Consider the following 25,095-nt stretch of genomic DNA (forward strand, 5'->3'; position numbering starts at 1 on the left):
GCAATGCTAAACTTTGTTTATTATTAGTAAACCAATTTAGTATTAAGCTATACTTAAGCTTTTGTTTACCCTGTGTTAAGCAGGTAGTTTTTGTAATGAAAATATCACATGCCCTTTATAGAAAATTAACACATTGCTATTAGGGATTAACCTGTTGTAAATGAGCCAGTGCAATACTCTTCAGATAGTCGATGTTATCAACAGGTGTATTCATTTCTTTGGCCATATCGTCCCAGTACCTGAGCCTTACAATCAGCTCAGCATCAGGGTTTAGCTCAAAGTCGGCGGCTTCATCAGCAGTCATTACGCCGCCCTGGAAATTAAGGGTAGCTTTGCTGGCGTCTGATAATCGGTTGTAGTATTCAGGGTATTTAAAGGTGAGGTATCTTTTGGCAATTACGTGTCCTTGCACCAGGGCAGCAACCCGTTCGGAAAAACCACGCTCCAGCAAAAAATCGGCGCCAATTTGTTCGTGATCAACATTGCCCATGCCGTTCATACTTTCGGCTTCGCCGTCCTCGGCACATAAATGGCCAATGTCATGAAAAAAAGCAGCCAGTATTACTTCGTCGTCAAAGCCCTCGGCTTTAGCCAGGGCTGCCGCCTGCGACATGTGCTCCAGTTGCGAAACAGGTTCGCCTATATAATCTTCGTCGCCATATTTTTCATAAAGAGAAAATACTTCTTTCACCACTGCCTGGGGGTTATATGCAGAATATGCCATGTTGTTAGGTTTTAAATGCAAATTAAGCCGATTGAGGTTACTATATTATTAAATGTTTGTGAAAAAAGCCCCCGGGCCCCTGAAGGGGGAACATCTTGATTGATAGGTTTTTTATCTGTTTTATGTATAAGATACCAAAAAGTGAACAGTCAAGTTTATTATAATAATGGGGGCAAAGCACCATGCAATTCAAAAGCTCCCCCTTCAGGGGGTTGGGGGGATTAACATTTTTTTTTACTTTGCGAATGTTTACCAATACTAAACAAAATGGAACAAGACATACTGATACAAATCAGTAACCGGATAAAGGAACGCCGCCGCGAAAAAAATATAACCGTACAGGAACTGGCCATACGCGCCAACGTAAGTAAAGGACTGATATCGCAAATTGAAAATAGCCGTACCATACCATCACTCATCGTACTGATAGATATTATTAAAGCGCTGGAGATTGATATGAACGAATTTTTTAAAGATATCCGGTCGAAAAGTAATTATTTTCCGGTACTTATTAAACGTAAAAACGAGTACGAGCATTTTGAAAAAGAACATGCTTCGGGTTTTCATTACCACAGGATATTTACGCAATCCATCAGCCGGTCAACAGTTGATATTGTTGTGCTCGACCTTATGCCCGGTTCATCGCGGCCAATGGTTACCACCGAAGCTTTTGAATATAAATATATTTTAAGCGGCGATGTGGAGTATCATTTTGATGACTACAAGGTGCTACTAAACCAGGGCGATTCGATGCTGTTTGATGGCCGCTTACCGCACACACCTAAAAATCCGGGCACTAACACAGCAAGCATGCTGGTAGTTTATTTTTTTGAGGAAAAGAAGTGAGTTTGATTTGAAAATTTGAGAATTTGAAGATTTGAAAATTGCCTGATTGGGTTTAATTTTCAAATTCTCAAATCTTCAAATTCTCAAATTGATATTAACCAAACCTTAACATAAACTTAGTTTGTCATTAATGAAATAAGTTTAGTATTGCTAAACATTTGAATTTGTAATTCGATTAATCAATAAACAGGCATGGTATTAATAGAACAGTTAAGAGCCAGGGTAGCCAAATGGCCTTATTCGCTGATGTCGGTAATGGCGGCCGTTGCTGCGTTTGGTACCTACAGCTGTATGTATTCGTTCAGGAAAGCATTTGCCGCCGGTACGTTTACAGGTCAGCAATACTTCCATGTAGATTATAAGGTTTGGTTGGTTATTGCGCAGGTTATCGGGTACATGTGCAGCAAGTTTTACGGTATTAAATTTATCGCCGAAGTAAATAGCAAAAATAGGGCACGTTATATTTTAGCTTTAATAGGTATAGCCTGGATGGCACTACTTGCTTTTGCTGTTGTGCCTGCGCCATGGAATATTATTTTTCTTTTTGTTAACGGATTTCCACTTGGGCTAATCTGGGGTTTGGTTTTTGGGTACCTTGAAGGCCGCCGCTCCACCGAATTCATGGCATCGGTTTTATCTATCAGCCTGATATTTGCCTCGGGTTTTGTAAAAACAGTCGGCCGCACCTTGATAACCGGTTTCCATGTTAATGAATACCTGATGCCTTTTTTAACCGGAGCTGTATTTGCACTTCCACTACTGTTTTTTGTAGGCTGCATGGAATTGATACCGCCGCCCACCCCGGAAGACAGGGCATTGCGGGCCGAACGGGTGCCGATGAATGCGAATGAGCGTAAGCAATTTATTATACGTTTTTTGCCAGGTATTATACTAACCCTTATTGTTTACGTTTTGCTCACCATTATGCGCGATGTGCGCGATAATTTCGAGGTTGAGATTTGGGCCAGTTTGGGCGTTAAAGACAACTCAATATTTACCACAACCGATATTAAGATATCAGTTGTGGTACTTGTTGCCATGAGCTTGCTTATTTTGATAAAAAGAAATCTGCTTGCATTTAGTATCATCCATGTAATGATTATTGGCGGCTGTATTTTAGTAGGCGGGTCGACCATTCTTTTTTCGTCACATATGATCACTGCGCCTGTATGGATGATTATGGTTGGGTTGGGCCTTTATTTGGGTTATGTACCCTATAATGCCGTGTTTTTTGAACGGATGATAGCGTCGTTCCACTACAAAAGTAACGTTGGCTTTATTATGTATGTAGCCGATTCTGTGGGATATCTTGGCAGTGTTAGCGTGTTACTGGTGAAAGAGCTGGGCCGTCCAAATATCAGCTGGGGGCAGTTTTTTAAAGAAGGTGTAATGATAGTGGCTGTAGTAGGCTGTATATGTGGTGTATTATCGCTGCTGTATTTTTTACAAAGTGCTAAAGCTGATAAGTCAAAATTAAAAAGTCAAAATTCAAAAACCAGCGACGATTTGCTGCAAATGATTTAATGAGCAACGCCCCTGGTAATTAATAAGCTTTGGCGGCGATAGGCAACCTGCCATACCAATGAACTAATGAACCATTGAACCAATGAACAAAAAAGCAATAGTAATAGGTGCGGGCATAGTTGGCCTGGCCACTTCGCGGGCACTGGCTTTGCGTGGGTATAAAGTAACCGTATTTGAACGTAACGAGCGCGCGGTTGGTGCATCCATCCGTAATTTTGGGATGATATGGCCAATAGGGCAGGCTACCGGGCCCATGTATGAACGTGCCATGCTATCGCGCAGTATATGGAAAACCATTTGTACCGAGGCTAAAATATGGCATGATGAAGTTGGCTCCCTGCACCTGGCTTACCATGATGATGAGCTGCAGGTGATACAAGAATATGTAGAAGTCAACCAGGCACATCGTGATTGCGCGTTGCTTAACCCCGGCGAAGCATTCATAAAATCGCCGGCAATTAATACCGATGGTTTAAAAGGCGCTTTATGGAGCGGTGAAGAAATGATCATCGAATCGCGCGAAGCCGTTGGGCAGGTAGCGGCATACCTGGCCGATAAATATGGTGTTGAATTCCATTGGAATACAGCCATCAGCCGTATTGAGCATCCAAAAGTATATTCAGGAAAAAGTACCTGGGAAGCCGACGAAATTTACGTTTGCAGCGGTGCCGATTTTGAAACGCTTTACCCGGAGTTATTTGCTCAAACGGATATTACCAAATGCAAGCTGCAAATGATGCGGCTGGTGAGCCAGCCTGATGGCTGGCGCATTGGGCCATCGCTTTGTGGCGGCTTATCTATGATACACTATCCCGGCTTCCAGGTTGCTGCTTCGCTACCGGCCTTGCGCGCACGTTACCAGGAGCAATACGCTACACAGCTGAAATGGGGCATCCATGTAATGGCTTCGCAAAACGGCAATGGCGAACTAACCATCGGCGACTCGCACGAGTATGGCCTGGTGCATGATCCTTTTGATAAGGCGTTTATTAATGAAATGATAACAGGCTACTTACATACCTTTGCTAATTTTAAGGACTGGCAATTGCTGCAATCATGGCACGGAATACTACCAAAGATGACCAATGGTGCAACCGAACTTATTGTTGATGTGGAGCCGGGCGTAACCATAATTAATGGCCTTGGCGGCAACGGGATGACCCTTTCATTAGGGTTATGCGAGCAGGTGATAGCAGCCAGATCATAGTTGATGGTTCATGAACAATACTATATTTAAGCATTTCACGTACAACGTAATACGTATAACATACAACCTGAAATTTCACGTATAACATACAACCTAATAATTATGCTCGATTCAAGACGGGATTTCCTTAAAAAAGCGGCTTTGCTAACCGGAGCGGCCGGATTAACAAGCCTTTTGCCCGAATCTATTCAAAAGGCCATGGCCATTAACCCAGCGCCGGGCAGTACTTATCTTGATGCCGAACACATTGTGATCCTGATGCAGGAAAACCGCTCGTTCGATCATACCTACGGTACGCTTAAAGGTGTACGTGGCTACAATGATCCAAGAGCTATTGATTTGCCCAATAACAACAAGGTTTGGCTGCAATCAAACCATAAAGGCGAAACTTATGCGCCTTTTCATTTGGATATTAAAAATACAAAAGCCACGTGGATGAGTTCGTTGCCGCATTCCTGGGCAAACCAGGTAAATGCCCGTAACGATGGCAAGTTTGATCAGTGGCTGAATGTTAAACGCAACAGTATCAAAGAATATTCAGACATGCCTTTAACCATGGGGTTCCACAATCGTGAGGATATTCCTTTTTATTATGCCCTTGCCGATGCTTTTACCGTTTGCGACCAGAATTTTTGTTCGGCCTTAACCGGTACCAACCCCAACAGGTTATATTTTTGGAGCGGTACCATCCGCGCCGAGCAGCATGAAAATTCATTGGCACACGTTTGGAATGATGATATGGATTACGGCACGCTCAACTGGGGTACGTTTCCCGAGCGTTTGGAAGACCATGATATTTCCTGGAAACACTATCAAAACGAGATTGCCATAGATACCGGTTTAGTTGGCGAGGAAGACCCCTGGTTATCGAATTTTCAGGATAATGCGCTGGAATTTTTTGGCCAGTATAATATTAAATTGTATGATAAGCACATCGCCCACCTGCAAAAACAATCAACGGATTTACCCGGGGAGATAGATGCGATTGAAAAACAAATTGCCGCCTTACCGGTTGGCGATGCGCATATCGATCACCTTAAAAAACAGCTTAAACAAAAGCGCCGCGACCTGGAGAGTGTTAAAAAAGACATGGCCAGCCTTGATCCCGGTAAATTTGCCACGTTATCTCAACGCGAAAAAAATCTTCATCAGAAGGGTTTCGTAACCAATACCAACGATCCGCATTACCGTACACTAAGCCCGTTAAAATATAATGATAATGGAACCGAGCGTGAGGTACTGGTGCCTAAGGGCGATGTATTACACCAGTTTAGGGAAGATGTAAAAGGCAACCATTTGCCCACTGTTTCCTGGTTATCGGCACCCGAGCATTTTTCTGATCATCCCAGTTCGGCCTGGTATGGAGCCTGGTATGTATCCGAAGTAATGGATATATTAACCCAAAACCCCGAGGTTTGGAAAAAGACCATTTTTATTTTAGCTTATGATGAAAATGATGGCTATTTTGATCATGTACCGCCCTTTACAGCCCCGCATCCGCATAAAGCCGGAACAGGCAAGGTATCGGAAGGGATTGATACCAGCGTTGAGTTTGTAACCTACGAACAGGAAAAGGCAAGAAACAACTTCCCCGAAGTTTTTGATCGCGAAAGCCCTATTGGGCTTGGTTTCCGTGTGCCGTTAGTTATCGCTTCGCCCTGGAGCAGGGGCGGTTGGGTAAATTCGGAGGTTTTTGACCATACATCAACCCTGCAGTTTTTAGAAAAATTCCTGACTCATAAAACCGGTAAAAAAGTTGTTGAACCTAATATAAGCAATTGGCGCCGTACGGTTTGTGGCGATCTTTCAACCACATTCCGTCCGTACAACGGTGAAATCATTCCTAATCCTGAATTTGTGGCCAGGGAGGTGTTTTTAGAAGGCATCCATAAAGCTCAATTTAAAAAACTGCCAACAGATTATAAGTTGCTGACAGCCGAAGAGATAGCACTGATTAATAAAACTCCGCATGCGTCCCCTTACATGCCGCAGCAGGAAAAAGGTATCAAACCATCATCGGCGTTGCCATACCAGTTGTATGCTGATGGGAAATTAAGTGCCGATAAAAAATCATTCGGGATAAAATTTAATGCGAGCAAACAGTTGTTTGGCGATAAAGCTTTGGGATCGCCGTTTAATGTATATGCGCCCGATAAATATGCCAGCTTTAAAGACCCGCAAAAAATGGAGCCGTTGCGTACCTGGGCATACGCGCTAACCGCCGGTGATAGCCTTGCAGATGTTTGGCCTTTACACGAATTTGAGAATGGCGAATACCACCTGCGTGTATACGGGCCAAACGGTTTTTATCGCGAATATAAAGGCAACGCGGCTGATCCACTGCTGGATGTGGCCTGCGATTATCAGCAAGCCAACATCGCGTTAAAAATGATCAATTTAAGTCATGATGAGGCCTACAGTGTGCAGGTAACCGATCATGGTTATAAAACCAATAACCATAAAGTTGCAGTAAATAAAAAAGGTCAAAGCGTGTTAGTTCTTGACCTTTCCAAAAGCCATGGCTGGTATGATTTCAGCATAAAAGTAACCGGGGCACACGCTTTCGAAAAAAGATATGCCGGCCGGGTGGAAACCGGTAAACATAGCTTTAGCGATCCATTGATGGGCAAAATGGTTTAAAAATTTCATTTGTACGTTTATTTTTAGCCCGGTAACTTTTTAAGTTGCCGGGTTTTTTATGGGCGGGCAGGCCAACTTTGCTACCCTGAAAATTGCCCGAAACAAAAAAGAATTTTTTATTTAAAAATAATCTTGTAATTATGCCTATCCAATTCAGAAACCGTTTTACAGTCCATTTATGCTTCCAGGCGAGGAATATCAAATGTGGCCCGATGCTAAATTATTAGATTTACTAAGGCTGGATGACCGTGAGGCATTTGCAATGCTGTACAAAAGATATTCGGCCAAGCTATTCCATGCTGCTTACAACCTTTTTCGCGACCGCGATGTTTGCGAGGACCTGGTCCAGGAGTTGTTTATTGCCCTATGGACAAAGCGTCACCAGCTTAACATTACCTCGCTCGAAGCGTACCTGAAGGTGGCTATCCGGCACCGGGTTATCTATTACATCCGCACCAAAAAGGCCACGCTTGATTTGGAAGTTGTGGAAGAACTGATAGAAAAATACACAGCAGACAGTAAACTGTTACAAAGCGACATTAGCCAGTTGCTGGAAAACAATGTGGCCCTGCTGCCCGAAAAATGCCGCCAGATTTTCACGCTAAGCCGTAAAGAATACCTCTCCAATAAAGAGATAGCCTCCCGGCTAAACATCTCCATAAAAACTGTCGAAAATCAGATAACCATAGCCTTGCGCTTTTTGCGTACTGGGTTAACAGATTACCTGCCATCGGTTATTGCCCTGTTAATGGTTTATATGATGCAATAGGGATTATTCATTCGGCGGGTATTTAAAAACTATTATTTAAATTTGTTAGTATCGATAGTAGCCAGGCTTTTTATCGGCCTCCAATTACAAACTTTACCGGTTACCTGTTATAATTCACGTCTGTTAAAAAAACTACAATGAAAAAGGTATCGCTTTTTTTTGTGTTCCCTGTTCTATTAACTGGGATTTGTTTGCTTGCCTTTAAGGTGCATAAATCAACCGGCAAAATAATTACAAAAAAGAGCTACCCGGTTACCTGTGGATCATTTAGCCCTATTGATAACGTTGATACAGCCGCCGGCGGAAAATATATGATAAGGCTGCCAGGATGGGGCGATTATAACTACCCCATATCAACGCATAATGATAGCGCTCAGTTTTATTTTAACCAGGGCTTAACTATGTATTATAGCTATCATATGAAGGAAGCGCTGGCGTCATTTAAAGAAGCTGCCCGGTTTGATCCGGCCTCGCCGATGACTTATTGGGGCCAGGCTTTAGCTATGGGGCCTTACTATAATGCGGTTCATCTTTATAAAGTGCCGCAGGGGCTACCTGGAGTTTTAAAACAGTTAAATGCAACAGCCGGTAGCGCATCTGAAAAGGAAAAAGCGCTTATCAAAGTCATGAATTTAAGATATCCGTTGGCAAAAGATCAACCAACGCATGACGAAAAAGTTTATGCACAAGGCATGCAGAAACTTATATCTGCATATCCCACAGATGTGGATATGAAAATGCTGTACATAGATGCCATGATGCTGATACACCCCTGGGATTTTTGGACCACCGATGGACTGGCGAAAGAATGGACACCCGAACTGGTTGATTTATGCAAAGGCGTATTAAAAGAAAAACCTAATAACCCGGCCGCGTTACATTATTACATTCATCTAACAGAAGCATCCCATAATCCTGAAGTGGCTATGGCCAATGCCGAGGCTTTAAAACGGCTTTTCCCGGCGGTAGGGCATATGGTGCATATGGCCAGCCACGTTTATCAACGCAATGGGTTATATTTCCAGGGAGTTGATGCCAACGAAAAGTCGGCCAAAAGCTCGGCGCTGTATGCCTCGATGGTGAAAAATATGCCCCTCGCAAAGTCGGTTCCGCATGTGTACGCTGTAGAAACTTATTGCGCATTTAGCGGGGGGATGTATGAAAAGGCCATGGAGGTTGCAATGCGTTGCCGCAACAGCATTAAGCCAACAGCAGCAGATAGTTATACCCAATACCTATACATGATGCCGGTGATTACTATGGTACGCCTGGGTAAATGGAACGAAATATTGCAGGATAATAACCCACCTGCCGCCGGCTGGACTTACGCGCAAATACTCCATAGTTTTGCAAAAGGATTGGCTTTTATTTACACAGGCAAAGCTGATTCGGCAAACCGTCAGCTCCGGTTAATACGCGATAAAATTAACGCACCAGTTTTAAAAATAAGAGATATCCCTTTTAATACAGCGCTTGAAGGTGCTACCATAGCCGAAAATATATTAGAAGGCGCTATTTTATTAACACAGAATAAATACGAAAGTGGTATAGCCAGCTTTAATAAAGCCATAACGGTGGAAGATCATATGATTTACTCCGAGCCCGCGCAGTGGCCAATTCCAGCCAGGCAGTTTTTGGGTGCATATCTTTTAAAAAATGATGATAACGTCAGGGCCGAAGAGGTTTACCGGGCCGACCTGGTGCGTAATCCTGGCAATGGCTGGTCGTTATTGGGGTTATACCAAAGTATTAAAGCGCAAAATCATAAACAAAACCTGGCCGAATATAAATCGGGTTTCCTCCGTTCTTTTTCGCACGCAGATGTGGTGCCAACGGGTTCGGTGTTTATGAATTAACTCGGAAAGTTCAAGTAATTGCCCTTTTTGCGCCTCAAATCACTGTTGGGTACTGCGCCATTTGAACTGGTATTACCAAAAAAATAAAAGTCCCTAAGCGCTCGCCGCCGGGACTTTAAACCTAAACCTTATCACAAAGAGGCCGACAGGATGTCAGCCCCAAGTAAGATCAGCAAATTGCAAAATATCTATCGTAATTGCAAATCTGTAAGGTGAAATTCTCATTCCGCCGTCAAATTTGTTTTAGGCTACTGATGCCAACCTGAAATTAAGATGGTCAGGTACCTTCGCATATAAATTCAGGGAATAGCAGTGTATAATTGCAACTGTAAGCGGTATTGCCGAGATTTATCCAAATAAAGCTCAGTTGTTTTATAATCAAATACATCCATGCCCGACGGAGCCCTTAAAATTTATTACTTAAGCGAAGTAGCCGTTACCGTTGAGTTTGGGCAACAAATTGCTGAAAATTTATTAAACATGGTTAATGGTTTAAATAAATTGCTATATCAAAAGCCATTTCCGGGGTTTAATACAACGGTGCCGGCTTACGCTACCCTAACTGTTTTTTACGACCCTGTTTTGGTAATCAAAACTGATTTACCTGGGACCAGCTGCTTTGAAAAGGTATCGGCATACCTCAATGATTTGAGCCTTCAAATGACACCCACCAAGCCAGCCGAGGGGGATATAGTGACTATCGAAGTATGTTATGGCGGCACTTTTGGTCCTGATTTGGCAGAGGTAGCCCGTTTTAACGGGTTAAATATCAATGATGTAATAAAATTACATAGTGCTGCTACCTATAAAGTTTATATGATAGGCTTTGTGCCAGGCTTTGCCTATTTGGGCGGAATGGATGAACGGTTAGCCACACCGCGCCGGGCAACACCCAGGCCATTGGTCCCCGCCGGGGCAGTGGGGATAGCCGGGCAGCAAACAGGGGTGTACCCCCTGGAAACCCCCGGCGGCTGGCAAATTATCGGTCAAACACCTTTGAATTTGTTTGACCTGGGCCGTCAGCAGCCATCACTATTGAAGGCTGGGGATACGGTGATCTTTAAGCCTGTTGATGAAAGAGAATTTAACAGATTAGCAGCCAGGTGATTAGTATGCAGATCAAAATATTAAAACCCGGTTTAATGAGCACCATACAGGATATGGGGCGTTATCAATATCTCTCGCAGGCGGTGCCGGTATCGGGCGCCATGGATACCTTATCGGCACGTATTGCTAATAAGGCTGTGGGAAACGGCGATAATGCCGCAGTAATTGAATTTACCTATGCTGATGCAGAATTTATTGCCGAAACCGGCTTGTTGATTGCTTATGTTGGAGATGGGGCGATATTTCAATCGGGCGAACAAGTATTACCGCCAGAGCGCCCCCTTTTTATCCCATCGGGAACAAATATAAAACTAACAAACAACCCATCGGGCAGTCGCACCTACCTGGCCATTGCCGGAGGCTGGGACCTGCCGGGAATTTTGGGAAGCAAAAGCACCTGCCTGACCGCCGGTTTTGGCGGACTGGAAGGACGGACCTTGAAACGTGGTGATACGCTCAAAAATGATGACAAATTAACCACTAATGCACAACAAATAGTGCAAAATTTCAAACAAAAGCTACAAAAAAATGATACAAATGATACACTTTTTTATCCTGCCTGGAACATCCCCCGGCAACTGCTTTTACCGGCGGGTCGCAAAACGATAAGGGTGGTACCGGGCAACGAATTTGGCTGGTTTAACGGCCGGAGCATTGCCGTTTTTTTGTCGGCACCATACATCATCGGCAGGCAAAGTAACCGCATGGGGTACCATTTGGAAGGGGCGGTTTTAGAGCGTGCCAAAAAGGACGAATTATTAAGTACAGCCGTAACGCCGGGCACCATACAAGTTACGGGCAGCGGCGGCATGGTGCTTTTAATGGCCGATTGCCAGACCACCGGGGGCTATCCCCGAATAGCCCAGGTTGCGGCAGTGGATATGCCCTTATGCGCCCAGCTTAAACCAGGCGACTCCATTTTTTTTAAAGAGATAAGCCGGCGTGAAGCAGAAATGCTGTATATTGAACGTGAACAACAATTGCATCAGCTAACCATTGCTGTGCAATGCAAATTTTATAAACAATACCATGCAAAGCATAGACCTTAACTGCGATATGGGCGAGGCATTTGGCAACTACCCCATGCCCAATGACGAAATACTGATGGACTACATTACATCGGCCAACATAGCCTGCGGCTTTCACGCCGGGGATCCTGAAGTAATGCAGCATACCGTTGGCATGGCGGTAAAAAAAGGCGTGGCCATTGGCGCGCACCCCGGCCTGCCCGATTTGCAGGGCTTTGGCAGGCGCGAAATGAAAATATCGGCAAACGAGGCTTACCAGATGACCTTGTACCAGGTAGGCGCCCTATCGGGCTTTGTTAAAGCGGCCTATAGCAAACTTCACCATGTAAAGGCACACGGGGCATTATACAATATGGCTGCTAAAGATGTTAATTTGGCCAAAGCCATTGCCGAAGCCGTGCACGATTTTGATTCGTCATTAATATTATACGGGCTGGCCAATAGCGAAATGATTACCTGGGCCAAAAAGCTGGGTTTAGCTACCGCATCCGAAGTATTTGCCGACCGGACCTACCAGGACGATGGTTCGCTTACCCCGCGTACCCAGAGCAACGCACTGATTACCGACGAGCAGCAATCTATCAGCCAGGTGCTGATGATGGTAAAGCAACAGCAAGTGATATCGGCCAATAATAAAACCATCGGCCTTAAAGCCGAAACGCTATGCCTGCACGGTGATGGCGCGCATGCCGTTGAATTTGCCAAAAAGATAAACGAGAAACTGAAAGCCGAAGGCATAAGCATTATAGCACCGTCGCGTTAAATGAAAAAACAGCGCAACTGGAGTGTTTTAATGGGTGCCGCCTTCCTGATGGCGTCATCGGCTATCGGGCCGGGGTTTTTAACGCAAACGGCTGTATTTACGGCGCAGCTGGGTGCCAGCTTTGGTTTTGTGATATTGCTGTCTGTGGTTTTGGATGCTATTGCCCAGCTAAACATCTGGCGTATTATTACCGTGGCCGGTAAGCCAGCTCAGGATATTGCCAACCAGGTTTTTCCGGGCCTGGGTTATTTTATTTCGTTGCTGGTGTTTTTGGGTGGTATGGCGTTCAATATAGGCAATATTGCGGGGGCTGGGTTGGGCCTCAATGTGCTGTTTGGCGTAAGCGTAGGGCAGGGGGCTGTCATGAGCGCCATTGTAGCCATTGGTATTTTTATTTATAAAGAATCGGGTAAGGCGATGGATTTGTTTGCCAAATGCATGGGTTGCCTCAAAATAGCGCTGGCCTTATACGTAGCTTACATTAGCAACCCGCCGCTGGCCCAGGCGGCCATCCGGGCGGTAAACCCTACGCAGTTTAGCTTTACCGCGGTGCTAACCATTGTAGGCGGCACAGTTGGCGGCTACATTACCTTTGCCGGGGCGCACCGCCTGCTGGACGCAAAAATAACCGGTCAGCAAAATTTGCCGGTGGTTAACCGGGGGGCTTTAAGTGCTATAGGGTTGGCATCGCTGATGCGGTTGTTATTGTTTATAGCTGCTTTGGGTGTTATAACCGCCGGTGGCAAGCTCGACCCCGCTAATCCGGCAGCCTCTATATTTCAACTGGCTGCGGGGCAGGTGGGTTATAAACTTTTCGGGGTTATCATCTGGGCTGCAGGGATCTCTTCGGTAGTTGGTTCGGCTTATACATCGGTTTCGTTTATCAGGAGTTTTAGTCCGCTGATATTGAAATGGAACCGCGGGATTATTATTGGCTTCATTATCATATCCTGCTGTATATTTTTAGCAATAGGCAAACCGGTGAAAACACTGTTGGTAGTAGGGGCCATCAACGGCTTTATATTGCCCATTGCCCTGGGCGTAATGCTGGTCGCGGCTTACCGGTCAAAAATCATCGCATCCTACAAACAGCCTTTATGGCTTACCATTTTAGGCGTGCTGGTAGTTGGCACCATGACCTGGATGAGCATTGGGGCGATAGGGCAGATGTTGGGGTGGTGAGTCTTAAGTTCTAAGTCGGAAGTCTTAAGTTAATAGTTAGAGTTATTTCGACTTTCAACTCCAGACTCGCGACTTAAGACTTAAAATCTGCTGTCCGATTCTCTGACTTCGGATGATTATGTCGATGCTCCGACTATCGAATGATCGGGGCAAACGCATCTTGTCGGGTTAACATAACTTAACACATTTCAGATAATATATATTATAAGTACTTGTTAGTCAATATATTGTATTTTGTCATGGTTAACACTAAACTGATAGCGCAATTTGGGCGCTTCCACATATTTGTGCCAGTTGTTGACCGATACAAGTCCTCCGCTATCCTAAGTCTCCGACTTCGGATGACTATGCCAATAGTCTCCGACTATCGAATGATAAGGTGATGGACGGGCAATTGCTCAAATGAACTAATAAATATATTGGCAAAGGCGGTAATAATCCTGTAGTCGGAGAAACAGGCATAATGGTTCGAGTCGGAGGCTTCGAACAGCGGCGATAGTATTTATCAAGTTAAGTTGACCGATGATTATTCTTATTATTTATAGATTTGGTATTCTTTAATTATGAACCTGCCTAAATACGATTACACACCTAACGATAACTTTACCAATTATGAGTTTTATAGCGACGGCCCTAACGGAAAGATCAGAAAAATGATCATTTTTAGTGAAGCTGTGTCAAAACCTTTTTTGATTTACAATCTTGCATTTGGAGATGTTAATGAAGAAACCGGTGATATTGATGATGCAATAACAAGTAATAACCAGGATAGAGATAAGGTTTTAGCTACAGTTGCCAGTTCGATTCATGATTTTTGCGATATCAACGGAAACCATCTCATTTACGCAGAAGGTAGCAGTGCAGCAAGGACACGGCTTTACCAAATGGGTATCACCAGAAACCTTGAGGAAATTAACAAGGAATTTGAAATTAAAGGATTGGGGCCTAATGGATGGGAGCAATTTCAAAAAAATGTTAACTATAAAGCATTCTTGGCAAACAGAAAAAAAAAATTTATATTTGTGTAGATATGGCACGAAATACACATTACATAGCTGAAAAAAACACATCGAACGTCGAAAATGCTAAAGTTAAAGATTACAGCAATTCGCCGAATGTGATAAAAAAGACAGAACAGGCGCGTGAAACACTTGCGAAGTTTCCTGTACCGGAAAAATACGCAAAATAGTTAAAGCTAAAATAATTTTGAAAGCTGGCTTGCCGGCTTTTTTTATGCAATAAAAAGCACTGAGCTGTGAAAGTTGCAGAATTAGTTAACGGAGTAAACCGTGCCGGTTCGACTCCGGCGCTGGGTACTATTCCGCTATCCGATTCTCCGACTTCGGGTGACTATGCCAATAGTTTGTGACTATTGAATAATAAGGTGAAACTCGTGCTACACAAAAACGAGGTTGACCCTTTCTGGGCCAACCTCGTTTCTTTATCATTTTTATTGATGCTTATTTCTTTCTTAAATGATCTGGCAGGGGGTGCTTGCGTAAAAATTCTTTGGCTTCTTCGGCTTTTTTTACAAAGTAAGGATCATTGCTGCGGTCTTTAACCTTGTCGCTAATAATAGCATCGCCATAAAAACCTTTTTCGTCAATCACTTTCTTAACGGTTGGCATAATAACTCCTTTCTTTATTCGTATAACCAAATTTAACGTTTTATTTCCTGCCTTTACTGGGCTGTTTACTTTTTTTGATGACCCAACTTGCTACGATGTGCCCTTTGCAGGTTGAACCGGGCATATACGTAGCATGCGGGCCACAAGCCGGGGACGCTTGCGACAGCGGGGGAGCGAGGGATCAAAAAAAGTCAAAAATATTAAATGGCACCCTTGCCATTTTTACTAACAATGAAATTATATAATCTAACGACTATATCTTCAAGTTCTTTGGATGCCTGTAAAGTCTTCCAATTAATCCGTTTATTCATGATCTCTCGATGAACAAAATCAGCTAGCCCCTTTTTATAGGCAGGAGATAAAGTGCCGCCAGTACCGTCAGCAGTAAACTTGCGCTTCCTTTTTTGATAAGTGAATTTATCACTAAAACAATCTCCGAGTTTCTGGTTTTTCTTGCAATCTCCAATGGTCGGTTGTCCGTACTCCATCTGGAAAGCCGCTTCCACTTCTTGTGCATGGCACTTTACTTCCTCCAGTAAGAAGTCTTTCAATATCAAATCGGGCAATAGATTTTCAACCTCTGGAACAACCGTCTGGCAATACACAAAATTCCCCCGGTCGATAGCCTCATACATTTGATGCTTTTCTTCGTTAAAATCAGAGTCAGCTAACAAAAAAACATTGGAATTGATGAAATAAGCTTTAATCTTATGTACAAGGTCATTGTCCTCTATGTTACTATGTTCTACATCAAAATTATAGTGCAGCAAATTACTTCCCGCGTACTCAATATAACTGAAATGTAGTCCTTCAACAGGAATGAAAGCATCCGCCGGCAAACTATTGGCATAAGCATATAAAAATGCTTTCAGGTACAGGCGATCCGTAACCCCCTCCACCCACACGCTACAGTTGCTGATCAGTACAGAGGTGTTAAATACGCCCAGCATTTCCAAAGTGCTATACTCATTGCCACTGAATGAGTTAATGGTCGAGGAATATTCATCCCTTCGGCTGAATACAAATATTTCTGAATCATCGGCGCTTAACAAGGATTCAGATAAGATATGATTAGAATGTGTATTTATAAAAAAACGCAAATTTTTATTCCTGATAAAAGGCTCATCAACTAAAGCTCTAATAAAGATATTCTGATAGCCGGGATGTAAATGATTTTCGGGCTCATCAATAAAAACCCAGCTGCCGACTTCCGCCGTAAAAATTGGAAAAAGAAGATTGATCACGCCCTGTATGCCATCGCCAAGGTCATGAATACTAATGTCCTCCAACTCATTAGGCAGGCTAATCTTGATGATCTTATCAAGTTCAATCTTCGAACGATGTGCGATAATATGGATATCCTCTGATTGAAAAAATACACGACCGATAAATTTCTCGAAAGCGCTGAATGCTCTGATCTCCTTACGGCTACCATTGCGCGCCAGGCCGATTTTATCATAGAGGTTTAGCCCCGTTTCGATACTGAGCTTTGAAATGTCTTTATTAAAATGCTGCCCCCGGATAGCTTTTTCAAATGTGTCCGTTTGTATTCCTGGAATCATTCGTGAAGTGCGCAATACAGGTATAAAGATCAGCGGAACAGCGTAGCTTTCAATAAATCCGATTTCGGGTAAAGGTGTGAGCCAGGTCCTGATTTTAATCAGTAAATCTAACTTTAACCGGAATTCAGGAATGGGATCTCCCAGATTAATACCTGTGATCTTATGGATAATACCCGGTATAAAGGGTTTAATACTTGTGGGAATCATGTTTTTACCCTGATATCTTTCTAGTTTTTGATAGATATCTTCTAGTAGCAACACGCTCATATAGAGGCGCTTGATTTTTGCTAACATTTCATTGAATTGTCCCTGCGAACCCACTGACTTCAATAAATCCAGAATTTCCGTAATACTCACCTTTAGTTGGAAAAAATCAACTTCGTTTGGTGAACCTGGTTTATGGTTGAAATAAGCTCTAACTAATTGATAAGCATTATCTTCGGATTCCGCTGCGAATTCTATTATGGCGATTTTCTGCTCCGGTAATGTTGGATGCTTTTGAACTGTCTCATCGAACAGTCTGATTCCTTCTAAGCAATATTCGTTCAATTTTCCATCAAATAAAAAGACAGCTTTTTGTTCCTGAGTGATCAAGGCCCGGAGAAAACGGCTCTTCCTAGTGTTGTTAGCACCGATGATGATATTGATATCCTTGACGCCGCTGAGAAAGATAATAGGCAGCTCATCTTTAAAATATTCTGGTCGTTTTTGCTGATCTGCAATTCTAATATGGTTCATGCAAGGTGTTAGATTTCTTCAAAGATTCTGCGATAACCCTCAAGGAGGCGCGCATTGGTATTATACCGACATAATAGTTTTAGTAAATTCCAAACTTTCGTATTTCATCGTATGTATTTAAGCTTGTATGCAGTCTTTGTAGCCCTCTTCCCGGAATGTTATCGTTGCGATAATTTATCTCATTTAAAATACTATTGAAAGAAATTAATATCGAATAATATGCAATTCTATTGACATCGATAATAGATAGTTTGGCCGCATTTTTAGTTAGTAACTTTTTATAAAAATCAATACCAAATTCAATCAAAATCCTTGCGTACTCGTATGTGATATCTCCAAAGCGTGCATCCGCCCAATCAATAATCCCGACAACAACATTTTCGGAATTACATATAAGGTGCTCGGGTTTTAAATCCGAATGGATTAATTTGGGGGTGAAATCATCATCAATGATTTTGTGATGATTTTCTTCTATGATTTTTTCGACTTCTTTTTTATACGGACTTGGAATAGTCTTGAAGGCCTTTAATCGAATACCGTTCACTTGATGATTACAACCTTTCTTCCACTTAGTGACAAATTCCTCATTTTGATAATCTGGATTCTTTAGTAAAGATATATCTCGGAGAAATTTGCTCAAGATAAATAGATTTTCATTTATATTTTTTTCGTTTCTATGATCAAAGTGCCCACCATGAATTTTTTCATAGCCAATAAACTTACAGTCAGATCCAGGTTTATAATTGTAGTTTAATATCGGTGTTGCAATCTGAAGTTGGCCTTTTAGTTTTGATAATAAATCAATTTCGAATGGGATATTGCCTTCAATTTCTGTAGTTGAAAATTTAATAATAATCAATCTGTTGACTTCAAATGTAATATAGTCGTAGGATTCTTTTAAATAAATAAAATTTTCAACCACAATTTCAGGATAGTTTTCCTTAAATATTCTTTCGTATTTAGCTCTATTCATGATTATAAAAAAGTTAATTCAGTAATCATTCCAAAACCACCCTTATAAATTTTTTCGATTTTTATGTCGTTAAATCTATTTAATCGATAATAATATTCTAAAAAGTACGGATTCAATTGTTTAAGTAAAATCTTATCATCTTCAGATATTTCGGGATTTTTATTGACTGTACAAGATTCTATTGCCAAATTGAAACGTCTTATTATGTTAGACCAGGATTGCCTTTCCGTATATTTTTTTGTTTTAACAGACATTTCCATAAGTCTTTTTGGAGAACCTAAAATTTTTAATATTCTAACTGCATATTTTTCAATGTCGTCTTCAACTTCAAAATCAAATCCGTCTTTCTCGTTATCTATTATGCCCCGTAAAGATTGGCTACTGCATAAGATAGGCATTCCAGCTTGGCAGTAGTCCAGCATTTTTACTTTAGTTCCGGCGCCATAAAAAATTGGACATATCGCCAGAATTGCGTCCTTGAATACATTTTCTAAATTTTCTATTTTGCCTAAAAAAAGAATATGCTCGTCCTGACACTCTTTAGCTAAATAATCTGGAACATCACCCACAATCAAGAACCTGATTGCTAAATCATAGTTCTTGATTTCCGGTAGTATTTTGAAGCATATATCTTTCAAAGCAATTGAATTCGGGGTGTGATATATGTTACCAAGAAATATGATATTCTTTGAATTTAAATTTATCTCCACAAAATTTGTTTTGTTATGAGTAATTCCAAAGGGTATTTCTATTACTTTACTTAGTTCGTCGTATTCATTATTATTGAATTCAAGTAAAATTTCACTAATCCTAGCCTTGTCGTATCCGTTAAAACATATGCATATGTCTGCAACATTAAAAGCTAAATATTCGAACCTTTTTTCTCTTTCATTTTTTTCATCTGTAGGATTAAATGATCTATTATAGTCGTAGCTAATATCATGAACCTCAAAAATCAATTTCAAGTTGTAAATGCGCCGCTTTAAAGGATAGCCAATTTGCATTACCATTTCATAATTGCTCATTAAAATTATTTCCAAATGTTCCGATTTAATTATGCCTTCTATTGTAAGAGTATCATTATAAAAAGTATCTGGAGGAATAAAATAAGTCGTGTAATTTTGATCCTTGATAATATTCTTGTCGGACCAACCCCTATAACAATGTAATATGACAACTTCGAAATTTGCTTTTGATAAATTTTCGGCCAAAGCGACGAACCTTTGTGTCGCCCCTTCAAATGATGGCAAAAAGGTTCCTTCAACAAAAATCCCTATCCTAATTTTTTCCATGAATAATTTTCAACACGTTTTCAAATTCAACTAGTTCAGCCTCTATATTTATTTTAGTTTTGGATTTTGCATTTTCTGATAAGTCATTGTAAAAGACTTTATTGTCGAATTTGCAAATTGCCTCAACCCAACTGTCGATATTGAACGTGTCTTTTATTATTATACCGCCAGATCCTATTGTTAAAGCCATATTTCCCGAATTTGAACCGATTACAGGAATGCCATTCATCATTGCTTCTAAGGCAACCCTGGGGCCTCCTTCTGGGGTTATCGATGGCACTATTAACAACTTGGTTCTTGAATAAATCTCTCTCATATTTTCGGTCGACTCTTGTAACGTTACGTTGCTCACCTTATCGAAACGTGTAATGTCAAAGACAGGATCATTGATAATCCCCATCCCGCTTGATAAGTCTTCTAATAATTTAAGGTTCCAATTGTCATTATGCATTAAATGTGACCATCCTTTTACCGCAAGAAATTTCCTGTCAGGTAGTGCAAGCGCTATTTGCTTAAATATATCTCCGCCTTTCATTTGGATGGGATTGACCATGGTTATATATTCTTTAGAATTGGATGAGACCAAATAGTCATTTGGATTTATTAAAGGCGGAATAATTAAAGCGTCATGTCTCTTAAATTTTTCAATAATATAGTTTCTGGTAGCTATTGAGTTGGCAATAATAAAATCACAATTGTATTCGCCTGTTTTTGATATATCCAATTCGCCGAATGGCGCCCTTAGGAAATAAATAGAAGGACAATTATATTTTTGACAAATTTTAATGGCTATTTCAGACCAGGAGTTTTGGGTTAATACTGCTTTTACTGGGCTTGTTAGATTTATTTTCTTAAAAACACCTTCAATTTCATCTTTTTTATTTACCCTGTAAACAATAATATTTTTATGTTTTTTGTCAAATCTACAATCATCGTTTTGGATATGTTTTGTAATTACATGAAAAATGAACCCCTTCAAGGAGAGCGTTTTAATTAATGTATACATACTAATTTCTGCACCACCAGAAGCCGGCATATACAATCCTGATATGTAAATTAATTCCATAAGTTATTTGAAAAGCCCACTATTAGTCGTGTATACAACATCTTTGTCTTCTGCAACAAACTGGAAGAACATTTTAAGGTCACCCCACAAATTTTGTTCTTCTATCTCCCAAGAATGTCCCCATAAATGAAATATTCCGTTCCTCTGTTTTACCAACGAATAAATAAAAGTTGCAATTTCAAACCAACTATATTCACCCCTTTCGTTCAACTTAAACGTTTGAATTTTATTTGAAAATAGCTTCGCTAACGAATTTACATTAGACTGATAGGCGTTAAATTTAGCAGTTAAGTATTTTGTATGCCTACAGACTTGAATAGTGGTTGGCAAATGAAAGTTGTTTAAAATACTTCCTTCACAAAAATCTTTATTAACTATTCTTGCCCTTAAAAAGCCACTCTTTTTTACCTGCGATTCAATTTGGGAATTAAATAGCCCATATGGATAGCTGAACACATCACACTTTTTTCCAATAATGTTTTCTATGTAACTCTTGCTTTCGGAGATTTCGAATTCAATTTCCGAATTACTTGCATTTATCAAATTTTGATGTGTTATAGTATGTGCTCCTATCTCAAAATAATTTGATAACTCTTTAATATCATTATCATTAAGCGATCTATGATTTGATATTTGAGGTATATACAATGTACCTTTAACACCAAAAGATTTTATTAATTCCTGTAGTTTAAAATCACTAACATCGCCATCATCCCAACTTGTCGTAAATATCATTTGTTCAAGATTTATATATTGTATATAACATAATAAAAATAACACCCTTTATATGACCGACAGTAGGTTCAGCAGCGCAAATTCTAAAGCCTTTGGTATATAGTAAGAGCACCTGTTTAGCTAAGTCTCTATCCTGTATGGATAGAATAGGAGGTGATTCTCAAAGCGTATATGTCGTTATTTCGACAGGTGTAAATTTGTTATCCGCAAGATCTTATAGATCGTAGAAGTGGCTTTTAAAAAAGCCAATATTATTTCCTGCTTATTTTAGTTTCATAATTGTATCGTTTAGGTGTGACTAAAATAAGTAATTAATTGATAATAAACATTGTGTTTTTTTTATTATGTGATAAATAATAATAGTGATTGGCTTGGATATCCTCTGTTGTCGCAAGCCCTTGGCTTGTGTGCCCGCATGCAAACCACAATATTATTGTAACCCCTAACCCCACAATCACCCCACCTCCGCGTTAGATATTAGCGGATACCGGCCTCGCGCCTAATGCCTGTGTAGTATGAGCGTTTAGCCAGGCCCGCTTCTACCAGCGGGAACGCCCTGGATAGATATGAGATGTTAGATTTGAGATATGAGACAGAAAACAATAGGTGAAAGGTAAAAGGCGAAAGGTGAAAATTCTTCGCTGCCCGATTCTCCGGTTTCGCACCATTATGCCTATATTCTGCGGCTATTGAATGATAAGGTTTTGACCGGCAATACTAAATGAATACAATAAAACTATCGGGCAGAGGCGGTAATAATTCTTCAGCCGGAGAAACGGGGGGCATTGTGGTTAGAAGTCCGAGACCTTCGAACAGCGGGGAGCTTTCGACTCAACACTCAGAACCCAAAACTCAAAACAACCAACCATATGAAATTATACAAACTGATACTGTTTTTGTTGAGCTTAAATGTTGTGGTATATGCACAGCAGCGGGTTAAACCTGTGCCTGTTGAAACGGGGGTATCTTATGGGTTGGCGCAGTACAGGCATTCGGTAATCAGTAATGTGGAGTATGAGCTGTCGTTTTTGGTGCCGTTGAAACGGGCTGATGATATTGCCGGTGTGGCGCATATCGCATTTGATTTAAAAAATGCTGGTCAGCCGCTGCAAATTGATTTTAAGCAGGATGCGCAGCACATTAAAAATGTGCAGTTGGCCCAGGGGGCGGCAATCCCTTTTGAGGCGAAGGACGAACATATCATTATAGATACTAAATATTTAAAGGCCGGGCATAATGATATCACGATTGATTTTGTGGCCGGTAATGGATCATTAAACCGTAATGATGATTATCTGTACGCTTTGTTTGTGCCCGACCGCGCCCGTACGGTTTTCCCCTGTTTTGATCAGCCGGATTTGAAAGCTATTTTTAAATTAAGCCTCAGGGTGCCAAAGGAATGGAAGGCATTGGCCAATGGCAGCATAAAGGATGTAACTGATGAGGGCGACTTTAAGCGTTATGTTTTTAATACCAGCGATAAATTGCCCACCTACCTGTTTTCTTTCACCGCGGGCGCGTATGCTGATGTAAGGCAGGTGATAGGCGGGCGTAGTGCCGAATTTTTGCACAGGGAAACAGATTCTACCCAGATCAGGTTAAGCGTCGATTCTATTTTTAAAGCCCACCGGGATGCCATCAGTTTTTTAGAAAGCTGGACGGGGATACCTTACCCTTTTCAAAAAGTGGGCTTTGTGGCCATACCAGATTTTCAGTTCGGCGGGATGGAGCATCCGGGCGAGGTGCAGTACAAGGCCTCGGCCTTGTTTTTGGATGAGGGTGCTACCAAAGATCAGTTTATCGCCCGGTCGAACGTAATCTCGCACGAGACGGCGCACATGTGGTTTGGCGATATGGTGACTATGGAGTGGTTTAACGATGTGTGGATGAAGGAGGTGTTTGCCAACTTTATGGCCGATAAGGTGACTGAAAAACTAATGGGCACCGAAACCTTTAACCTTAAATTTTTGCAGGACCATTACCCGGCAGCTTACGGGATTGACCGCACCATGGGTGCCAACCCAATTAGGCAGCAGCTTGATAATTTACACGATGCGGGTTCGCTTTACGGCAATATTATTTACCACAAAGCCCCCATTATGATGCGCCAGCTGGAAAGCATGATGGGGAAGTCCAACTTTCAGCAAGGCATCCGCGAGTACCTGAAAAAATATGCGTACGGCAATGCTACCTGGCCACAGTTGATTGCCATCCTGAGCAAATACAGCACCGCCAACCTGTACACCTGGAACAAGGTTTGGGTAAGCCAACCCGGCAGGCCGGTGTTTGATTATAAAGTGAGCTACAGTGATGGTAAAATCGGCGTTTTTAACATCAGCCAGCATCCTGAAGTTGGCGCGCCACGTATATGGCAGCAGGTATTTAACATCACGTTGGTGTATCCGGGTTACAGCAAAATTATCCCGGTGAACATGAACGCGCGGCAAATTGTACTAAATGCTGCTGCGGGTTTGGCGAAGCCGCTGTTCATTTTATTTAATGCAGACGGCATGGGCTATGGATTGTTCCCGGCGGATAAGGCGATGACGGGCAGCTTGTTTAATTTGGAAAGCCCGCTGCAACGGGCTTCGGCGTATATTAACGGGTACGAGAATATGCTGGCCAGGCGTGCTTTTAAACCGGCTGAACTATTAAAGCTTTACCTGCACGGCATCAGTATCGAAAAAAATGAAATGAACCTGCGCCTGCTTACCGGCTATATTACCAGCATATTCTGGACCTTTACGCTGCCCAAAGACCGGTTGATTTTAAGCACCGAACTGGAGGATACCCTATGGCAGGCCATGGAACAGCAAACAGCGCCAAATAACAAGAAAATACTGTTTGGCGCTTACCAAAACGTTTATTTAAATGCCGAAGCTAAACGCCGTATTTACCAGGTATGGCTAACCCAAAAGCCGCCCGCCGGTGTTAAACTGGCCGAAGATGATTATACAGGCATGGCCCTTTCCATAGCCCTGAAAAGCGATACTGTTACCTCGGTATTAAAGCAACAGCAAGCCCGGATCAACAACCCCGAACGCAAAAACAGGCTGGCTTTCCTGATGCCGGCCCTCTCGCTGAATGTGCAGGAACGCGATGCCTTTTTTAACAGCCTGGCTGATCGTAAAAACAGGGCAAAAGAGGCCTGGGTTACCACGGGTTTAAGCTATTTAAACCATCCCTTAAGGCAAAGCACCTCCATCAAATACCTGCCCAAAAGTTTGGAACTGCTTGAAGAGCTTCAGCGTACCGGCGATGTGTTCTTCCCCCAATCGTGGCTGAGCGCGGTGTTTGGGAGTTATCAGACTAAGGGGGCTTATCAAATTGTACGCGATTTTCTGCAGCAGCATCCTGATTATAACCCTAAGTTGAAGGATAAAATACTACAGGCTACAGATAATTTGTATCGGGCGCAGGGGATATTGGGGCGTTGATTTTGAATGAGGATTTAG

General features: G+C 41.8%; 20 protein-coding genes. 13 read left to right on the forward strand and 7 right to left on the reverse strand.

Translation table 11 applies throughout. The annotated features are described in order from the left end of the window. Positions 1 to 139: 139 nt before the first annotated feature. On the reverse strand, positions 140 to 724 hold the full coding sequence (locus FSB76_RS24850; RefSeq protein ID WP_147058204.1) for a phosphonate degradation HD-domain oxygenase: 585 nt from the start codon (positions 722 to 724) through the stop codon (positions 140 to 142). A gap of 267 nt (positions 725 to 991) precedes the next feature. On the opposite strand from FSB76_RS24850, the gene FSB76_RS24855 reads away from it, so the two are divergent. The 12 genes from FSB76_RS24855 (at position 992) to FSB76_RS32260 (ending at position 14,835) form a co-directional block, all read left to right on the forward strand. Next, positions 992 to 1,570, forward strand: a complete 579-nt coding sequence (locus FSB76_RS24855; protein WP_147058206.1) for a helix-turn-helix domain-containing protein — start codon at positions 992 to 994, stop codon at positions 1,568 to 1,570. 192 nt (positions 1,571 to 1,762) lie between these two features. Beyond that, entirely contained in the window at positions 1,763 to 3,094 is a 1,332-nt protein-coding gene (locus tag FSB76_RS24860; protein ID WP_147058208.1) for a DUF5690 family protein, read from the forward strand. An 82-nt stretch (positions 3,095 to 3,176) separates the two neighbouring features. Further along, positions 3,177 to 4,301: a TIGR03364 family FAD-dependent oxidoreductase gene (locus tag FSB76_RS24865; protein ID WP_147058210.1), complete on the forward strand. Its 1,125-nt coding sequence runs from the start codon at positions 3,177 to 3,179 to the stop codon at positions 4,299 to 4,301. 102 nt (positions 4,302 to 4,403) lie between these two features. Beyond that, the gene (locus tag FSB76_RS24870) at positions 4,404 to 6,941 is read left to right on the forward strand and encodes a phosphocholine-specific phospholipase C (RefSeq protein WP_147058212.1); all 2,538 of its coding nucleotides are present in this window, start codon (positions 4,404 to 4,406) and stop codon (positions 6,939 to 6,941) included. A 178-nt stretch (positions 6,942 to 7,119) separates the two neighbouring features. Then, positions 7,120 to 7,710 (forward strand): RNA polymerase sigma-70 factor, encoded by a 591-nt coding sequence (locus tag FSB76_RS24875; protein ID WP_147058214.1) that lies wholly within the window; start codon positions 7,120 to 7,122, stop codon positions 7,708 to 7,710. Positions 7,711 to 7,847: 137 nt separating this feature from the next. Next, positions 7,848 to 9,566 (forward strand): tetratricopeptide repeat protein, encoded by a 1,719-nt coding sequence (locus FSB76_RS24880; RefSeq protein ID WP_147058216.1) that lies wholly within the window; start codon positions 7,848 to 7,850, stop codon positions 9,564 to 9,566. A gap of 390 nt (positions 9,567 to 9,956) precedes the next feature. Then, positions 9,957 to 10,673, forward strand: coding sequence for a 5-oxoprolinase subunit PxpB (gene pxpB / locus FSB76_RS24885; protein ID WP_147058218.1), 717 nt, complete (start codon positions 9,957 to 9,959; stop codon positions 10,671 to 10,673). Positions 10,674 to 10,708: 35 nt separating this feature from the next. Then, positions 10,709 to 11,722, forward strand: a complete 1,014-nt coding sequence (locus FSB76_RS24890; protein ID WP_394349419.1) for a 5-oxoprolinase subunit C family protein — start codon at positions 10,709 to 10,711, stop codon at positions 11,720 to 11,722. Then, positions 11,703 to 12,464: a LamB/YcsF family protein gene (locus FSB76_RS24895; protein WP_147058222.1), complete on the forward strand. Its 762-nt coding sequence runs from the start codon at positions 11,703 to 11,705 to the stop codon at positions 12,462 to 12,464. The genes FSB76_RS24890 and FSB76_RS24895 overlap by 20 nt, the downstream gene beginning before the upstream one ends. Further along, complete coding sequence (locus tag FSB76_RS24900; RefSeq protein ID WP_147058224.1) at positions 12,465 to 13,646, forward strand: NRAMP family divalent metal transporter; 1,182 nt, start codon at positions 12,465 to 12,467, stop codon at positions 13,644 to 13,646. A 563-nt stretch (positions 13,647 to 14,209) separates the two neighbouring features. Then, positions 14,210 to 14,674 (forward strand): DUF6934 family protein, encoded by a 465-nt coding sequence (locus FSB76_RS24905; RefSeq protein ID WP_147058226.1) that lies wholly within the window; start codon positions 14,210 to 14,212, stop codon positions 14,672 to 14,674. 2 nt (positions 14,675 to 14,676) lie between these two features. Then, positions 14,677 to 14,835, forward strand: coding sequence for a hypothetical protein (locus tag FSB76_RS32260; protein WP_158642978.1), 159 nt, complete (start codon positions 14,677 to 14,679; stop codon positions 14,833 to 14,835). A gap of 271 nt (positions 14,836 to 15,106) precedes the next feature. Here FSB76_RS32260 and FSB76_RS32375 read toward each other — a convergent pair whose 3' ends face one another. The 6 genes from FSB76_RS32375 to FSB76_RS24930 form a co-directional block, all read right to left on the reverse strand. After that, a complete protein-coding gene (locus FSB76_RS32375) occupies positions 15,107 to 15,274 on the reverse strand; it encodes a hypothetical protein (protein WP_192910098.1) in 168 nt (55 codons plus the stop codon). 200 nt (positions 15,275 to 15,474) lie between these two features. Beyond that, positions 15,475 to 17,574, reverse strand: a complete 2,100-nt coding sequence (locus FSB76_RS24910) for an ATP-dependent nuclease (protein WP_147058228.1) — start codon at positions 17,572 to 17,574, stop codon at positions 15,475 to 15,477. Between the two features lie 79 nt (positions 17,575 to 17,653). Continuing rightward, positions 17,654 to 18,547, reverse strand: coding sequence for an aminoglycoside phosphotransferase family protein (locus FSB76_RS24915; RefSeq protein WP_147058230.1), 894 nt, complete (start codon positions 18,545 to 18,547; stop codon positions 17,654 to 17,656). Positions 18,548 to 18,549: 2 nt separating this feature from the next. Further along, complete coding sequence (locus tag FSB76_RS24920) at positions 18,550 to 19,839, reverse strand: glycosyltransferase family 4 protein (protein WP_147058232.1); 1,290 nt, start codon at positions 19,837 to 19,839, stop codon at positions 18,550 to 18,552. Continuing rightward, positions 19,826 to 20,905 (reverse strand): glycosyltransferase, encoded by a 1,080-nt coding sequence (locus tag FSB76_RS24925; protein ID WP_147058234.1) that lies wholly within the window; start codon positions 20,903 to 20,905, stop codon positions 19,826 to 19,828. Before FSB76_RS24925 ends, FSB76_RS24920 begins: the two co-directional genes overlap by 14 nt. Positions 20,906 to 20,908: 3 nt before the next feature. Then, entirely contained in the window at positions 20,909 to 21,640 is a 732-nt protein-coding gene (locus tag FSB76_RS24930; RefSeq protein ID WP_147058236.1) for a polysaccharide deacetylase family protein, read from the reverse strand. A gap of 869 nt (positions 21,641 to 22,509) precedes the next feature. Between FSB76_RS24930 and FSB76_RS24935 the strand changes: the two genes are divergently transcribed. Then, entirely contained in the window at positions 22,510 to 25,077 is a 2,568-nt protein-coding gene (locus tag FSB76_RS24935; RefSeq protein WP_147058238.1) for a M1 family metallopeptidase, read from the forward strand. The last annotated feature ends 18 nt before the right edge of the window (positions 25,078 to 25,095 follow it).

The organism is Mucilaginibacter ginsenosidivorax, assembly GCF_007971525.1.
Lineage (GTDB): Bacteria > Bacteroidota > Bacteroidia > Sphingobacteriales > Sphingobacteriaceae > Mucilaginibacter > Mucilaginibacter ginsenosidivorax.

What these genes read in the sequence shown, in the direction of transcription:
- FSB76_RS24850 (WP_147058204.1), bottom strand. Translation starts at nt 724, where the DNA reads ATGGCATATTCTGCATATAACCCCCAGGCAGTGGTGAAAGAAGTATTT.
- FSB76_RS24855 (WP_147058206.1), top strand. Translation starts at nt 992, where the DNA reads ATGGAACAAGACATACTGATACAAATCAGTAACCGGATAAAGGAACGC.
- FSB76_RS24860 (WP_147058208.1), top strand. Translation starts at nt 1,763, where the DNA reads ATGGTATTAATAGAACAGTTAAGAGCCAGGGTAGCCAAATGGCCTTAT.
- FSB76_RS24865 (WP_147058210.1), top strand. Translation starts at nt 3,177, where the DNA reads ATGAACAAAAAAGCAATAGTAATAGGTGCGGGCATAGTTGGCCTGGCC.
- FSB76_RS24870 (WP_147058212.1), top strand. Translation starts at nt 4,404, where the DNA reads ATGCTCGATTCAAGACGGGATTTCCTTAAAAAAGCGGCTTTGCTAACC.
- FSB76_RS24875 (WP_147058214.1), top strand. Translation starts at nt 7,120, where the DNA reads ATGCTTCCAGGCGAGGAATATCAAATGTGGCCCGATGCTAAATTATTA.
- FSB76_RS24880 (WP_147058216.1), top strand. Translation starts at nt 7,848, where the DNA reads ATGAAAAAGGTATCGCTTTTTTTTGTGTTCCCTGTTCTATTAACTGGG.
- pxpB (WP_147058218.1), top strand. Translation starts at nt 9,957, where the DNA reads ATGCCCGACGGAGCCCTTAAAATTTATTACTTAAGCGAAGTAGCCGTT.
- FSB76_RS24890 (WP_394349419.1), top strand. Translation starts at nt 10,709, where the DNA reads ATGAGCACCATACAGGATATGGGGCGTTATCAATATCTCTCGCAGGCG.
- FSB76_RS24895 (WP_147058222.1), top strand. Translation starts at nt 11,703, where the DNA reads ATGCAAAGCATAGACCTTAACTGCGATATGGGCGAGGCATTTGGCAAC.
- FSB76_RS24900 (WP_147058224.1), top strand. Translation starts at nt 12,465, where the DNA reads ATGAAAAAACAGCGCAACTGGAGTGTTTTAATGGGTGCCGCCTTCCTG.
- FSB76_RS24905 (WP_147058226.1), top strand. Translation starts at nt 14,210, where the DNA reads ATGAACCTGCCTAAATACGATTACACACCTAACGATAACTTTACCAAT.
- FSB76_RS32260 (WP_158642978.1), top strand. Translation starts at nt 14,677, where the DNA reads ATGGCACGAAATACACATTACATAGCTGAAAAAAACACATCGAACGTC.
- FSB76_RS32375 (WP_192910098.1), bottom strand. Translation starts at nt 15,274, where the DNA reads ATGCCAACCGTTAAGAAAGTGATTGACGAAAAAGGTTTTTATGGCGAT.
- FSB76_RS24910 (WP_147058228.1), bottom strand. Translation starts at nt 17,574, where the DNA reads ATGAACCATATTAGAATTGCAGATCAGCAAAAACGACCAGAATATTTT.
- FSB76_RS24915 (WP_147058230.1), bottom strand. Translation starts at nt 18,547, where the DNA reads ATGAATAGAGCTAAATACGAAAGAATATTTAAGGAAAACTATCCTGAA.
- FSB76_RS24920 (WP_147058232.1), bottom strand. Translation starts at nt 19,839, where the DNA reads ATGGAAAAAATTAGGATAGGGATTTTTGTTGAAGGAACCTTTTTGCCA.
- FSB76_RS24925 (WP_147058234.1), bottom strand. Translation starts at nt 20,905, where the DNA reads ATGGAATTAATTTACATATCAGGATTGTATATGCCGGCTTCTGGTGGT.
- FSB76_RS24930 (WP_147058236.1), bottom strand. Translation starts at nt 21,640, where the DNA reads ATGATATTTACGACAAGTTGGGATGATGGCGATGTTAGTGATTTTAAA.
- FSB76_RS24935 (WP_147058238.1), top strand. Translation starts at nt 22,510, where the DNA reads ATGAAATTATACAAACTGATACTGTTTTTGTTGAGCTTAAATGTTGTG.